The organism is Pseudomonas sp. W2Aug9, from assembly GCF_023127755.1.
In the GTDB taxonomy this organism is placed as follows: domain Bacteria; phylum Pseudomonadota; class Gammaproteobacteria; order Pseudomonadales; family Pseudomonadaceae; genus Aquipseudomonas; species Aquipseudomonas synxantha_A.
In genome coordinates, this window is the sequence record NZ_SPKL01000020.1 from 1 (window position 1) to 14,391 (window position 14,391).

General features: G+C 60.1%; 11 protein-coding genes. All 11 read left to right on the plus strand.

The genetic code is table 11. From position 1 onward, the window contains the following. Nucleotides 1-307: 307 nt before the first annotated feature. The 11 genes from aroQ to E3O56_RS13775 all read left to right on the plus strand — a co-directional run bounded on the left by aroQ (nucleotide 308) and on the right by E3O56_RS13775 (nucleotide 14,175). Nucleotides 308-763, plus strand: a complete 456-nt coding sequence (gene aroQ, locus E3O56_RS13725) for a type II 3-dehydroquinate dehydratase (RefSeq protein WP_032878109.1) — start codon at nucleotides 308-310, stop codon at nucleotides 761-763. 24 nt (nucleotides 764-787) lie between these two features. Beyond that, nucleotides 788-1,252, plus strand: a complete 465-nt coding sequence (gene accB / locus E3O56_RS13730) for an acetyl-CoA carboxylase biotin carboxyl carrier protein (RefSeq protein WP_003188191.1) — start codon at nucleotides 788-790, stop codon at nucleotides 1,250-1,252. Between the two features lie 17 nt (nucleotides 1,253-1,269). Then, nucleotides 1,270-2,631: an acetyl-CoA carboxylase biotin carboxylase subunit gene (gene accC / locus E3O56_RS13735; RefSeq protein ID WP_003188188.1), complete on the plus strand. Its 1,362-nt coding sequence runs from the start codon at nucleotides 1,270-1,272 to the stop codon at nucleotides 2,629-2,631. 358 nt (nucleotides 2,632-2,989) lie between these two features. Then, nucleotides 2,990-4,258 (plus strand): IS110 family transposase, encoded by a 1,269-nt coding sequence (locus E3O56_RS13740; protein WP_248128426.1) that lies wholly within the window; start codon nucleotides 2,990-2,992, stop codon nucleotides 4,256-4,258. 235 nt (nucleotides 4,259-4,493) lie between these two features. Further along, the gene (prmA, locus tag E3O56_RS13745; RefSeq protein ID WP_032878110.1) at nucleotides 4,494-5,372 is read left to right on the plus strand and encodes a 50S ribosomal protein L11 methyltransferase; all 879 of its coding nucleotides are present in this window, start codon (nucleotides 4,494-4,496) and stop codon (nucleotides 5,370-5,372) included. Between the two features lie 30 nt (nucleotides 5,373-5,402). Beyond that, entirely contained in the window at nucleotides 5,403-6,629 is a 1,227-nt protein-coding gene (locus tag E3O56_RS13750; RefSeq protein WP_248128427.1) for a DUF3426 domain-containing protein, read from the plus strand. Between the two features lie 185 nt (nucleotides 6,630-6,814). Then, the gene (gene dusB, locus E3O56_RS13755; protein WP_032878112.1) at nucleotides 6,815-7,828 is read left to right on the plus strand and encodes a tRNA dihydrouridine synthase DusB; all 1,014 of its coding nucleotides are present in this window, start codon (nucleotides 6,815-6,817) and stop codon (nucleotides 7,826-7,828) included. Then, nucleotides 7,825-8,145 (plus strand): DNA-binding transcriptional regulator Fis, encoded by a 321-nt coding sequence (fis, locus tag E3O56_RS13760; protein ID WP_002555375.1) that lies wholly within the window; start codon nucleotides 7,825-7,827, stop codon nucleotides 8,143-8,145. The genes dusB and fis overlap by 4 nt, the downstream gene beginning before the upstream one ends. A gap of 81 nt (nucleotides 8,146-8,226) precedes the next feature. After that, complete coding sequence (gene purH, locus E3O56_RS13765; protein ID WP_032878113.1) at nucleotides 8,227-9,834, plus strand: bifunctional phosphoribosylaminoimidazolecarboxamide formyltransferase/IMP cyclohydrolase; 1,608 nt, start codon at nucleotides 8,227-8,229, stop codon at nucleotides 9,832-9,834. A gap of 158 nt (nucleotides 9,835-9,992) precedes the next feature. Beyond that, the gene (gene purD / locus E3O56_RS13770; RefSeq protein WP_032878115.1) at nucleotides 9,993-11,285 is read left to right on the plus strand and encodes a phosphoribosylamine--glycine ligase; all 1,293 of its coding nucleotides are present in this window, start codon (nucleotides 9,993-9,995) and stop codon (nucleotides 11,283-11,285) included. A 115-nt stretch (nucleotides 11,286-11,400) separates the two neighbouring features. After that, nucleotides 11,401-14,175 carry a hybrid sensor histidine kinase/response regulator gene (locus E3O56_RS13775; protein ID WP_032878117.1) on the plus strand — a complete coding sequence of 925 codons (2,775 nt, stop codon included), beginning with the start codon at nucleotides 11,401-11,403 and terminating at the stop codon, nucleotides 14,173-14,175. The last annotated feature ends 216 nt before the right edge of the window (nucleotides 14,176-14,391 follow it).

A 14,391-nucleotide genomic window follows, 5' to 3' on the forward strand; every position in this document is an offset into this window, starting at 1 on the left:
ACGGATGGACTCAGGGCGTTTGACGAGGCTAAAGCGGTTTGACGGATGGACTCAGGGCGTGGTTACAGTGTGTCAGTCTCAATACCTGTAGCTGATCCACCGCTATCGGGAGCAAGCCCCCTCCCACATTTGATCTTCAGTGGATTCAAGACCGTGTTCGGCATGACCGGATTCCGGGCCACAGTCACAAATTTCGCGCAATCCTCGCTAATCGTGCTGGCTACTGCATAGAACTGGACAGTCACAAAGGCTTTGCGGCATAGTCGCCGGGTTCTGCCGCACCCCTACCAATAACAAGGAACAGCCGATGGCGACCTTACTGGTTCTTCATGGACCCAACCTGAACCTGCTTGGCACCCGCGAACCGGGCGTCTACGGGGCAGTGACCCTCGACCAGATCAACCTCGACCTGGAAAGACGGGCCCGTGAAGCCGGCCACCATCTGCTCTACCTGCAAAGCAATGCCGAGTATGAATTGATTGATCGCATCCACGCCGCGCGTAACGAAGGCGTGGACTTTATCCTGATCAATCCCGCCGCTTTTACGCATACAAGCGTTGCATTACGTGACGCGCTGCTGGCGGTGAGCATCCCATTCATCGAAGTGCATTTATCGAACGTGCACAAACGCGAAGCTTTCCGCCATCACTCTTACTTCTCCGATGTAGCGGTAGGAGTGATCTGCGGCCTTGGCGCCAGCGGTTACCGACTGGCCCTGGAGGCCGCCCTGGAACACGTTGAAGAACAGGCTAAACGCCCCTGACCGACCCTTGGGAGTTGATGATTCATGGATATCCGTAAAGTTAAGAAACTGATCGAACTGCTGGAAGAATCCGGTATCGACGAGCTGGAAATCAAGGAAGGCGAAGAGTCCGTACGGATCAGCCGTCACAGCAAGACCCCGGCCCAACAGTTCTACGCACCGCAGATGCAAGCACCGGCTCCTGCCGCTGCCGCCCCTGCCGCCGCTCCAGCCGCTGCCGCAGCCCCTGCTGCCCCAGCCGCACCAGCGTTGAACGGCTTCGTGGTCAAGTCGCCAATGGTCGGTACTTTCTACCGCACCCCGGCACCGACCTCGCCAGCCTTCGTTGAAGTAGGCAAGACCGTGAAAGTGGGCGACACCATCTGCATCGTTGAAGCGATGAAGATGATGAACCACATCACCGCTGAAAAAGCCGGCGTCATTGAATCCATCCTGGTAGAAAACGGTCAGCCGGTTGAGTACGACCAGCCGCTGTTCACCATCGTTTGAACCGCGGAGCGCCTTCGATGTTGAAACCTGCGAAGAAACTGCAAAAAGTCCTGATCGCCAACCGCGGCGAGATCGCGCTGCGTATCCTGCGCGCCTGTAAGGAAGAGGGCATCAAGACCGTCGCTGTTTACTCGACGGCCGATACCGAATTGATGCACGTGAAACTGGCGGACGAAAGCATCTGCATCGGCCCGCCACTGGCCACGAACTCGTACCTGAAAGTCTCGAACATCATCGCTGCCGCAGAAGTGACCGGCGCTGATGGCATCCACCCGGGCTACGGCTTCCTCGCGGAAAACGCCGACTTCGCCGAACAGGTGGAAAAATCCGGGTTTGCCTTCATCGGCCCCAAAGCCGAAACCATTCGCCTGATGGGCGACAAGGTCTCGGCCAAGGACGCCATGATTGCAGCGGGCGTGCCGACCGTTCCAGGCTCCGACGGCCCACTGCCTGAAGACGAGGAAACCGCTCTGCGCATTGGTCGCGAAGTCGGTTACCCGGTGATCATCAAGGCCGCCGGTGGCGGTGGTGGTCGCGGTATGCGCGTGGTGCACAAGGAAGAAGACCTGATCGAAGCCGCCAAGCAGACCCGCTCCGAAGCGGGCGCCTGGTTCGGCAACCCGATGGTCTACCTGGAAAAATACCTGACCAACCCACGTCACGTGGAAGTCCAGGTGCTGTCCGACGGCCAGGGCCACGCCATCCACCTGGGTGACCGCGATTGCTCGCTGCAACGTCGTCACCAGAAAGTGTTGGAAGAAGCCCCGGCACCGGGCCTCGACGAAAAAGCCCGCCAGGAAGTCCTGGCACGCTGCGTCAAGGCGTGCATCGACATCAACTACCGTGGCGCCGGTACCTTCGAGTTCCTCTACGAGAACGGTCGCTTCTACTTCATCGAGATGAACACTCGTGTGCAGGTAGAGCATCCGGTTTCGGAGATGGTCACCGGTATCGACATCGTCAAGGAGATGCTGAGCATCGCCGCGGGTAACGTGCTGTCCTTCACCCAGGACGACGTGAAGATGCACGGCCACTCCCTGGAGTGCCGCATCAACGCCGAAGACCCGAAAACCTTTATCCCAAGCCCTGGCCTGGTCAAGCATTTCCACGCGCCCGGCGGCAACGGCGTACGTGTGGATTCGCACCTGTACAGCGGCTACAAGGTTCCGTCCAACTACGACTCGCTGATCGGCAAGCTGATAACCTGGGGCGCGACCCGCGACGAGGCCATGGCCCGTATGCGCAACGCCCTGGACGAAATCGTGGTCGACGGCATCAAGACCAACATCCCGCTGCATCGGGACCTGGTTCGCGATGAGGGCTTCTGCGAGGGTGGTGTGAACATTCACTACCTGGAACACAAGCTGGCCAACCAGTAAGTGCTCCACCCAACAAAGCCGCCTTCGGGCGGCTTTGTTGTTTCTGCCCCCCAGCTTTCAGGCCATACACAGTACAAATGTGGGAGGGGGCTTGCCCCCGATATAGGTAATCCGTTCTTTCCTTTTCCATACTGATACCACTGAAATATCAGTAATCGACGAGGAAGGAACATGCACCTACGGGCTACGAATCTGCTCCCGTATCATTCGATGATCATGCAATCACATTCGAGCCCATAGGTGCGCTTGCGGCCGTAACGAACACTCAGGGGATGCTCCCATAGCTCTCTATATCGCCTTCGCTGGACGCAAGCTTGCATGTTCCCAAGTGCAACTTTAGCGCGAGTGGAGGTCTGCGATGAAAACACTCTTGCATGAAAAATTCAGTGCTTATATCTCGATGGACTGGGCTGATAGCAAGCACGATGTGAGGTTGCAGGCCGCTGACGGTGGCCAGTGTGAACTCAGTGTCATTGACCACACCCCGCAAGCGATAGAACGCTGGGCGCTTGATCTACACAAGCGCTTTCCGGGGTTGATCGCGGTGGCGGTGGAGCTAAGTAAAGGGCCGCTAATTGCTGCTCTGTTGAAATATGATTTCGTGCGTATCTTCCCCATCAATCCGGCCACCGTCGCTCAATACCGCAAAACGTTCGTACGCAGTGGCGCGAAGGACGATCCAACCGACGCGCGATGGATTCTTGAGTTGCTGCTCAAGCATCCGGAGAAATTTCCCCAATTAGAGCAGCAGAGCCCCGCCATGCGTTCGCTGGCGAGCTTGACCGAGCATCGCCGCACGCTGGTTCAGGAGCGAGTCAAAATCAGTAATCGCCTGGTCAGTACGCTCAAAGAATATTACCCACTGGCTCTCGAACTGTTCCATGACCATGGAACAGCGGTGTTTTGTGATTTCCTGATTCGTTGGCCGACGTTTGAAAAGATCAAGCGCGTGCAGCCTGAAAGGCTTCAGAGATTTCTCAACGAGCATAACGTCCGCCGTTCGCGGTGCAATCAGGCACGTATGGACCAGATCGCCAAGGCCATGCCGCTGACCGAAGACCGAGGCATTATCGAGCCGATGTCGCTGTATACCGTCGTTCTGGCAGAGCAATTGAAGGCGATGGTGAACGCAATCAAACGCTTCGATACACAGATTGAAAGCGTTGCAGCAGCGCTGGCTGACTACCCCATTTTCCAAAGTCTGCCAGGGGCTGGACCGCAGTTGGCACCACGCTTGATGACCGCTTTGGGTGAGCAGCGTAATCGCTTCGAAAACGCCAGCGCAGTCCAGAAATACGTTGGTGTAGCGCCAGTCATGGAGCGCAGTGGCAAGACGAAGATTGTTCGCTGGCGTTATCAATGCTCAACGTTTATCCGCCAAACCTTTGTTGAATGGGCAGCGCAAAGCATCAACAAATCAGCTTGGGCCAGGACTTATTACGATAAACAGCGGGCGAAAGGGTGCTCATATCAAGCGGCGCTCAGAGCGTTGGCGTTCAAATGGATCAGGATTGTGTACAGGTGCTGGAAAACCAGCACCCCGTACGATGAAGCCGCTCATATACAGAATTTGAAACGGCGCGGGTCCTCTCTAGCTGAGGCGTTTGACGAGGCTAAAGCGGTTTGACGGATGGACTCAGGGCGTTTGACGAGGCTAAAGCGGTTTGACGGATGGACTCAGGGCGTGGTTGCAGTGTGTCAGCCTCAGTATCTGTAACTGATCCACCGCTATCGGGGGCAAGCCCCCTCCCACATTTGGTCCGCATTCATTCAGTAATGTCGTCTTATGCTGCCCGCTCGCGTAAACTTGCGCGCTTTCGCGGCCTACTCGCTGCACATTCATTTTTTCAAAGGTGCCCGCCATGCCTTGGCTGCAAGTCCGTCTCGCCATCAGCCCAGAACAAGCCGAAACCTACGAAGACGCTTTCCTCGAAGTGGGCGCTGTGTCGGTGACCTTCATGGACGCCGAAGACCAGCCGATCTTCGAGCCGGAACTCAACACCACGCCGCTGTGGTCCCACACCCACCTGCTGGCCCTGTTCGAAGACGGCACCGATGCCGCCGCCGTACTGGCCCATATGGAACTGCTCACCGGCGGCCCGCTGCCCGAGCATCACAGCGAAGTCATCGAAGACCAGGACTGGGAACGCAGCTGGATGGATAACTTCCAGCCCATGCGCTTCGGCCAGCGCCTGTGGATCGTGCCAAGCTGGCACGCTGCTCCCGAGCCAGACGCCGTCAACCTGCTGCTGGACCCGGGCCTGGCGTTCGGCACCGGCACCCACCCCACCACCGCCCTGTGCCTGGAATGGCTGGACGGCCAGGACCTGACCGACAGCAACGTACTGGACTTCGGCTGCGGCTCCGGAATCCTGGCGATTGCCGCGCTGCTGCTGGGCGCCAAGGAGGCCGTGGGCACCGATATCGACGTGCAGGCCCTGGAAGCCTCCCGCGATAACGCCGGGCGTAATAACATCGCTGAAGGCAAATTCCCACTCTATCTGCCTGAAGATCTGCCCCAGGTACAGGCCGATGTACTGGTCGCCAATATCCTCGCCGGGCCGCTGGTGTCGCTGGCACCGCAACTGTCGAGCCTGGTCAAGCCGGGTGGGCGCCTGGCGCTGTCGGGTATCCTCGCCGAGCAAGGTGAAGAAGTGGCTGCGGCCTACGCCAGGGATTTCGAGCTGGACCCGATCGCCAACCGTGATGGCTGGGTACGCATCAGCGGTCGTCGGCGCTAGAATGAGCGCTTGTCTGAATCGGATGGCCGCATGACCGACAGTTTCGTCACCCAGTGCCCGCATTGCCAAGCCCGTTTCCGCGTCAACCACGCTCAGTTGAGCGTGGCCCGTGGCGTTGTGCGCTGCGGCTCGTGCCTGCAAGTGTTCAACGCCGCTCGCCAGTTGCTGGAGCAGCGCGCCCAAGTGTCGGCAGCCGAACCTGAACTGCCCGCTGCGGTTGAGCCAACGCCTGAACCCCCGCGAGCCATCAGCCAGAAGCAGTGGACAGCCCAGGAGCTGGACCTGGACAACCTGGACCTGGACGAAGAACTGGCCAAGCTCGAGCGCCGCGAGATTCAGCACACTCAACCCCAGGGCGCGGAGCGTCGGCAACCCGGCACCGATCGTCGGCACAAGGAAGACACCCTCAGCGCCAGCCGCGACACGGTCAAGGCCGAGGAAGAACAATGGGCCGCCAGCCTGTTCAGCGAGCCCGCGCAAGAGCGCGCAGACAGCGACGAAGACGAGCCTGAACCAAGCAATACCCGGCAGCGCACCGAACCGTCCATGTCGCTGCACAGCGAAACCATCGACGACGAGCCAACCCTGCTCTCGCCCCTGCATGACGACGAGCCCGACCCGCCCTTCACGCCCCTGACCCCAGCGGCAGAAGAAGCCGATGAACGCCCGCAATCACGGCGTAAACGCCCACGCACCGAGGCCAGCGTGCACGACGCCGTGCTCCAGGACCTTGAAGACGACCCGCTGCACCTCTATGCGCAGAAACGTCCGTCGGGCTGGGGCCGCCGCCTGATCTGGATCCTGCTGGTGCTGATCGCCGCCGCCGGCCTGGGAGGCCAGTACATCGCCTACCAATTCGACGAACTGGCCCGTCAGGACGCCTACCGTCCGTGGTTCCAGCAGCTGTGCCCGAAATTGGGTTGCACCGTGCCATCGCGGGTCGATATCGCCCATATCAAGAGCAGCAACCTGGTGGTACGCAGCCACCCGGAGTTCGCCGGTGCGCTGGTGGTGGATGCGATCCTCTATAACCGCGCAACCTTTTCCCAGCCGTTCCCGCTGCTGGAACTGCGTTTTGCAGATTTGAACGGCAGCCTGATCGCCAGCCGTCGCTTCAAACCCGCCGAGTATCTGAGCGGCGAGTTGGCCGGCGTCAGCGAAATGCCTTCGCAGACACCGATCCACATTTCCCTGGACATCCTTGATCCCGGCAACAAAGCCGTGAACTACAGCCTGAGCTTCCACTCGCCCGAGTGAAACGGCACGCCCGCAGAGGGTTGACGGCGGATTATTGACTTGACCGACGTCAACCAAACCGGTGGCGATAAAAAAATAACTGTTCAGATTTTATCCAATTCAGCCTTTAACCCGTCATCGAGAGCGGGTATCATGCCAACCCTTTTTCGAACTCTAATGATCCGGCCCCACAACAGGGAAGTCCTATGTCGGCGGTACGCATCGGCCCATATACATTGCAGAACGGCTTGATCCTCGCCCCGATGGCGGGTGTCACCGATCAGCCCTTTCGTCAGCTGTGCAAGCGTTTGGGCGCAGGTCTAGTAGTCTCTGAAATGGTTACCAGCGACATGAGTTTGTGGAACACCCGCAAATCGCGGATGCGCATGATCCACGAAGGTGATCCCGAGCCACGCTCGGTACAGATCGCCGGGGGTGATGCGCAGATGCTGGCGGATGCGGCCCGGGCCAATGTGGAGCTGGGTGCACAGATCATTGATATCAACATGGGCTGCCCGGCCAAGAAGGTCTGCAACAAGGCCGCCGGTTCCGCCCTGTTGAAAGATGAGCAGTTGGTCGCCGAGATCCTGCAGGCCGTCGTTGGCGCAGTCGATGTGCCGGTGACCCTGAAGATTCGTACCGGTTGGGACCGGGACAACAAAAATGGCCTCACAGTGGCAAAGATCGCTGAACAGGCCGGGATTACAGCGCTGGCGGTGCATGGCCGTACCCGCGCCGACCTTTATACCGGTGAAGCCGAGTACGACACCATTGCCGCGATCAAGCAGGCCGTGTCGATGCCGGTATTTGCCAATGGCGACATCGACTGCGCCGAGAAAGCCCGGCGTGTGCTGCACGCAACCGGTGCCGACGGATTGTTGATTGGCCGGGCCGCCCAGGGGCGACCGTGGATTTTTCGCGAGATCGAGCATTTCCTGCGCACTGGTGAAGTCTTGCCGGCGCCGGAGTTGGTCGAAGTGGAACGTATTCTGCTGGAGCATCTGGCCGCCCTGCACGCCTTCTATGGGGATGTGATGGGCGTACGCATTGCTCGCAAGCATGTCGGCTGGTATCTCGCCACCTTGCCGGGCGCCAAGGAATTTCGCGCTCAGTTCAATCGTTTGGATGAAACGCAGGCACAGGTCGCCACCGTTCGTGAGTTCTTCGCCGAACGTGACAAGAGCCTGGGAACAGGGGATGGAAAAGGGGTGGCCGCATGACGATGATGACCGAGACTTTAGTGAGTGGAACAACACCCGTGAGCGACAACGTCAATTTGAAACAGCACCTCAACACGCCCAGCGAAGAAGGCCAGACCCTTCGCGGGAGTGTCGAGAAAGCGCTGCACAATTATTTCGCCCACCTTGAGGGTGCTTCCGTCACGGACGTGTACAACCTGGTGCTCTCCGAAGTCGAGGCGCCCTTGCTCGAAAGCGTGATGAACTACGTCAAGGGCAACCAGACCAAAGCCAGTGAGCTGCTGGGCCTCAACCGTGGCACCTTGCGCAAAAAGCTCAAGCAGTACGATTTGCTGTAAGCATTCAATCAAACCAGAAAGGCGCCCGCGTAAAACCGGTCGCCTTTTTTGCTGACTCCTTTGCTTTTGATGGAAATTGAAATGACCGACCAGACTACCCGCCTGCCGATCCGCCGCGCCTTGATCAGTGTTTCCGACAAGACCGGGATCCTCGAATTTGCCCGGGAGCTGGAAGCCCTGGGTGTGGAAATCCTCTCCACGGGCGGGACCTTCAAACTGCTGCAGGACAACGGCGTGGCCGCAGTAGAAGTCGCGGACTACACCGGTTTCGCAGAAATGATGGACGGTCGCGTCAAGACCCTGCACCCGAAAATCCATGGCGGCATCCTCGGCCGTCGCGGCATCGACGACGCCATCATGACCGAGCACGGCATCAAGCCGATCGACCTGGTGGCCGTTAACCTCTACCCATTCGAAGCCACCATCAACAAGCCAGGCTGCGACCTTCCCACCGCCATCGAGAACATCGATATCGGCGGCCCGACCATGGTGCGCTCGGCGGCCAAGAACCACAAAGACGTGGCCATCGTGGTCAACGCCAGCGACTACGCCAACGTGCTGGCAAACCTGAAAGCCGGTGGCCTGACCTACGCCCAGCGTTTCGACCTGATGCTCAAGGCGTTCGAACACACCGCAGCCTATGACGGCATGATCGCCAACTACATGGGCACCGTGAACCAAGCGGCTGACACCTTGAGCACAGAAGGTCGCAGCCAGTTCCCGCGCACCTTCAACAGCCAGTTCATCAAGGCCCAGGAAATGCGCTACGGCGAGAACCCGCACCAGAGCGCGGCGTTCTACGTGGAAGCCAAGCCTGCCGAAGTGGGCATTGCCACCGCGACCCAGCTGCAAGGCAAAGAACTTTCCTACAACAACGTGGCCGATACCGACGCCGCGCTGGAATGCGTGAAGAGCTTCGTCAAACCGGCCTGCGTGATCGTCAAGCACGCCAACCCGTGCGGCGTGGCCGTGAGCCCGGACGCTGAAGGCGGTATCCGCCAGGCGTACGAACTGGCCTACGCCACCGATACCGAATCTGCGTTCGGCGGCATCATTGCCTTCAACCGCGAGCTGGATGCCGAGACCGCCAAGGCGATCGTCGAGCGCCAGTTCGTCGAGGTGATCATCGCGCCAAGCGTCAGCGAAGAAGCCCGCGCCATTGTCGCCGCCAAAGCCAACGTGCGCCTGCTGGCCTGCGGCGAGTGGTCGGCCGACCGCGCCGCTGCCTGGGACTACAAGCGCGTCAATGGCGGCTTGCTGGTACAGAGCCGCGACATCGGCATGATCGGCAGCCAAGACTTGAAAGTGGTGACCAAACGCGCCCCGACCGAGCAAGAGATCAACGATTTGATCTTTGCCTGGAAAGTCGCCAAGTACGTTAAATCCAACGCCATCGTCTACGCCAAGAACCGCCAGACCATCGGTGTCGGCGCCGGCCAGATGAGCCGTGTGAACTCGGCGCGTATCGCCGCGATCAAGGCAGAACACGCCGGTTTGCAGGTGGTGGGTTCGGTAATGGCTTCCGATGCATTCTTCCCGTTCCGTGATGGCCTGGATAACGCCGCGAAAGCCGGTGTTACTGCCGTGATCCAACCGGGCGGCTCGATGCGTGATGCAGAAGTGATTGCCGCTGCTGATGAAGCCGGCATCGCCATGGTCTTCACCGGTATGCGCCACTTCCGCCACTGATCCCACTCGATCGAAATGTGGGAGGGGGCTTGCTCCCGATAGCGGTATTTCAGCAGGTTGATTATTTGACTGATACACCGCAATCGGGAGCAAGCCCCCTCCCACATAAAGCGCACTTGCGGCGCCTCACAGAATTTGCTTCATCCGAGGTTTTTGAAATGAATGTTTTGATCATTGGCAGCGGTGGCCGTGAACACGCCCTGGCCTGGAAAGTTGCCCAGGACCCACGTGTCCAGAAAGTCTTCGTCGCCCCCGGCAACGCCGGTACCGCCATTGAGGCCAAGTGCGAAAACGTCGCCATCGACGTACTGGCCCTTGAGCAACTGGCAGATTTTGCCGAGAAGAATGTTTCCCTGACCATCGTCGGCCCGGAAGTGCCACTGGTTGCCGGCGTCGTCGATCTGTTCCGCAGCCGTGGCCTGGATTGCTTCGGCCCGACCGCTGGCGCCGCCCAGTTGGAAGGCTCCAAAGCCTTCACCAAGGATTTCCTGGCACGCCACAAGATCCCCACCGCCGACTACCAGAACTTCACCGAGATCGAGCCGGCCCTCGCCTACCTGCGTGAAAAAGGCGCACCGATCGTGATCAAGGCCGATGGCCTGGCTGCCGGTAAAGGCGTGATCGTCGCCATGACCCTGCAGGAAGCCGAAGACGCCGTGCGCGACATGCTCGCCGGCAATGCCTTTGGTGATGCAGGTTCGCGCGTGGTGATCGAGGAATTCCTCGACGGCGAAGAAGCCAGTTTCATCGTAATGGTCGACGGCAAGAACGTACTGCCCATGGCCACCAGCCAGGACCACAAGCGCGTCGGCAATGGCGACAGCGGCCCGAACACTGGCGGCATGGGTGCTTACTCCCCGGCGCCAGTGGTCACCAGCGATGTGCATCAGCGCGTCATGGACCTGGTGATCTGGCCGACCGTGCGCGGCATGGCCGACGAAGGCAACGTCTACACCGGTTTCCTCTACGCCGGCCTGATGATCGACAAAGCCGGTAACCCGAAAGTCATCGAGTTCAACTGCCGTTTCGGCGATCCGGAAACACAACCGGTGATGCTGCGCCTGCAATCTAGCCTGGTGCTGCTGGTGGAAGCGGCGCTGGCCCAAGCGCTGGATAAGGTCGAAGCACAGTGGGACCCACGCCCGAGCGTCGGCATCGTGCTGGCGGCCGGTGGTTACCCTGCCGATTACGCCAAGGGCGATGTGATTGAAGGTCTGGATGCCGCCGCTGCGCTGGAAGGCAAGGTGTTCCACGCAGGCACCGCGCTCAAGGACGGCAAAGTTGTAACCGCAGGTGGCCGTGTGTTGTGCGCTACCGCAATGGGTGCCAGTGTCGATGCCGCACAACAGCAGGCGTACAAGCTGGCTGCGAAAATCGACTGGAAAGGTTGTTTCTACCGCACAGACATCGGCTACCGTGCCATTGCCCGTGAACGCGGCGAGAACAGCTGAGAGCTACACTTGCAGTAGCTATCCGTTCGGTTAGGTAAGGGCCTTTGGCCCTTGCCGTACACATGTCGCCCCGCGCATAGTTAACCCGTGCATCAACCTACGAAGGGATTTCGCCGTGCGCTGGCTCAGGATCGCCATAGGTTTCACAGTCAGCTTGCTGACCCTGCTCTGCCTGCTCCCGGCCCAGGCCGCCGCGCAAGGCAGTGGTTGGGCGGTATTGCTTGATGAACAGGCCGACCTGCAACTGAGCGACATCCGTTCCGCCCGCTACACCAATCAATTCAGCCCCATCGAACTGGACCGGATCACTGCCGCGCAGCCGGACGGTGCGTTGTGGGTGCGCTTCAGGCTGCAGCCCGGCAAGCACGAACAAGTGCTGCGGGTCTTTGCCCCGGATCTTTCCAGCCTGAGCCTGTATGTACTGGACGGCGATACCCTGGTGGAGCAACAAACCACCGGCACGCGCCAACCCCAGGTTGAACGCCCGCTGCCCAGCAGCGATTTCATGCTGCCGATGCCCCAGAGCCCACGACCTCTTGAGGTGTACCTGCGCCTGGTCTCGGAACACGAACTGCGCCCCTACATCACCCTGGAACCTGCAGTACTGGCCGCCGCCAACCAGAACCAGACGCTGATCTACGGCCTGCTGTTCGGCGTGCTGCTGATGCTGATCCTGCACAACCTCACGCGCTTCGCCTACCACCGCTCGCGCAGCAGCCTGTGGCTGGCCGCCTGCGAATTGCTGTTGATGCTCAGCCTGGCGCTGCTGCTCAACCTGGTGGGGCCATGGCTGCCGAACTGGCACGCGATCCAGACCCCTGGCGCCTACCTCGCCCTGTTGCTGACCGCACCTTGCGGGTTGATGTTCGCCTACCGCTTCTTCATGCCCCTGGGCCCGCACCCGCTGAACAAGGTGTTGATGGCCGATATCCTGCTGATCGTGCTGTGCGGTCTGCTGTTGTTGTTCGTCAATACCCTGCCACTGAACATCATCACCTATGCCCTGGTGGCGCTGGCCGGCCTGAGCATGTTGTTTGTCTCGGCCTACCACTGGCAAAAAGGCTACCGCCCGGCGCGTCTGTTCGTGGCGGCGATGGTGGTGTTCAACATTGGCACACTGATCATTCTTCCCGCCCTGCTCGGCCTCACCCTGGTGGCGCCGCAGGGCCTGATCGTCACCCTGCTGGGTTTCATCTGCCTCAGCGGCCTGTTGATGAGCCTGGCCCTGGGCGAACGCCAGCGCGCGATTGTCGAAACGCGCTTCAGCCTGAGCCGCGACCTGGCCGCCAGCAACGCCGAAATCGCCGCCAAGGCCGAGTTCCTGGCGAAGATCAGCCATGAAATCCGCACGCCCATGAACGGCGTGCTGGGCATGACCGAACTGCTATTGGGTACGCCGCTGTCGGTGAAGCAGCGCGACTACGTGCAGACCATCCACAGCGCCGGTAACGAGCTGCTCACCCTGATCAACGAGATTCTCGACATTTCCAAGCTGGAGTCCGGGCAGATCGAACTCGATGATGTGCAGTTCGACCTCAACGCGTTGATCGACGACTGCCTGAGTATCTTTCGCGCCAAGGCCGAGCAGCAGAATGTCGAGCTGATCAGCTTTATCCAGCCCCAGGTGCCACGCGTGATCAGCGGCGACCCGACGCGCCTGCGCCAGGCGTTGTTGAGCCTGCTGGAGAACGCCCTGCACAAGACCGATGAAGGCGAAGTGCTGATCGTCGTGGCCCTCGACGAGCGCAGCACCAAGCCCCGTTTGCGCATTGCCGTGCAGGACAGCGGCGTGCCGATGGAAGCCGCCGAACGCGACGCGCTGCTGCACAGCGAACTGCACAGCAAGAACTTCCTCTCGGCGACACGCCTGAGCGGTCACCTGGGCCTGGTCATTGCCCGCCAGTTGATCCTGCTGATGAACGGCGAATTCGGTATCAAGAGTGGCAGCCATCAGGGCAGTACCTTGTGGCTGACCCTGCCGCTGGACCCGGAGCGCCTGGAGCACCCGACGTCGGATCTCGACGGCCCGCTCAAGGACGCCCGCGTGCTGGTGGTGGACGACAACGACACCTGCCGCAAAGTACTGGTGCAGCAATGTTCGGCCTGGGGCCTGAATGTCAGCGCCGTGCCGTCCGGCAAGGAGGCCCTGGCGCTGCTGCGCACCAAGGCACACCTGCGCGATTACTTCGACGTGGTGCTGCTGGACCAGAACATGCCGGGCATGACCGGCATGCAACTGGCGGCGAAGATCAAGGAAGACCCGAGCCTGAACCACGACATCCTGCTGATCATGCTCACCGGTATCAGCAATGCGCCGAGCAAGATCATCGCGCGCAACTGCGGGATCAAGCGCATCCTCGCCAAACCCGTGGCCGGTTATACGCTCAAGACGACCCTGGCCGACGAACTGGCTCAACGCAGCAAAGGCGCAGCCATTCCACGCCCCGCCCCCAGCGCACCGGTGGCGGTGACCGTGCCGAGCGATTTCCGCATCCTGGTAGCCGAAGACAACAGCATCTCCACCAAAGTGATTCGCGGCATGCTCGGCAAACTCAACCTCAACCCGGACACCGCCAGCAACGGCGAAGAAGCCCTGCAAGCGATGAAGGCCCAGCGCTATGACCTGGTGTTGATGGATTGTGAAATGCCAGTCCTCGATGGATTCTCTGCCACGCAGCAGCTGCGCGCGTGGGAAGTCAGCCACCAGCGCGTACGCACGCCGGTGGTAGCGCTCACGGCGCATATTCTTTCGGAACATAAAGAACGCGCACGCCAGGCCGGCATGGACGGGCATATGGCCAAGCCGGTGGAGCTATCACAGTTGCGCGAGCTGGTGGATTACTGGGTAGTGCAGCGCCAAAAGCTTCCTGAGCGCAGCACCATTTCCTGATTTGAAATACCATCCCCTGTGGGAGCGGGCTTGCTCGCGAAGGCGGCCTGACAGCCGACACAGTTATACCGAGTACATATCCATTCCTGCGGTAACGGCCACTTAGGGTTCCGCTTTTACAGCGGGTCACTTTTGAAAAGCGCAGAAGTAACCCAAACGCTCTTGCCCCACCACTCGGCACCTCGCTTAGGCTCGGTGTGCCCGTAATCCGCCATG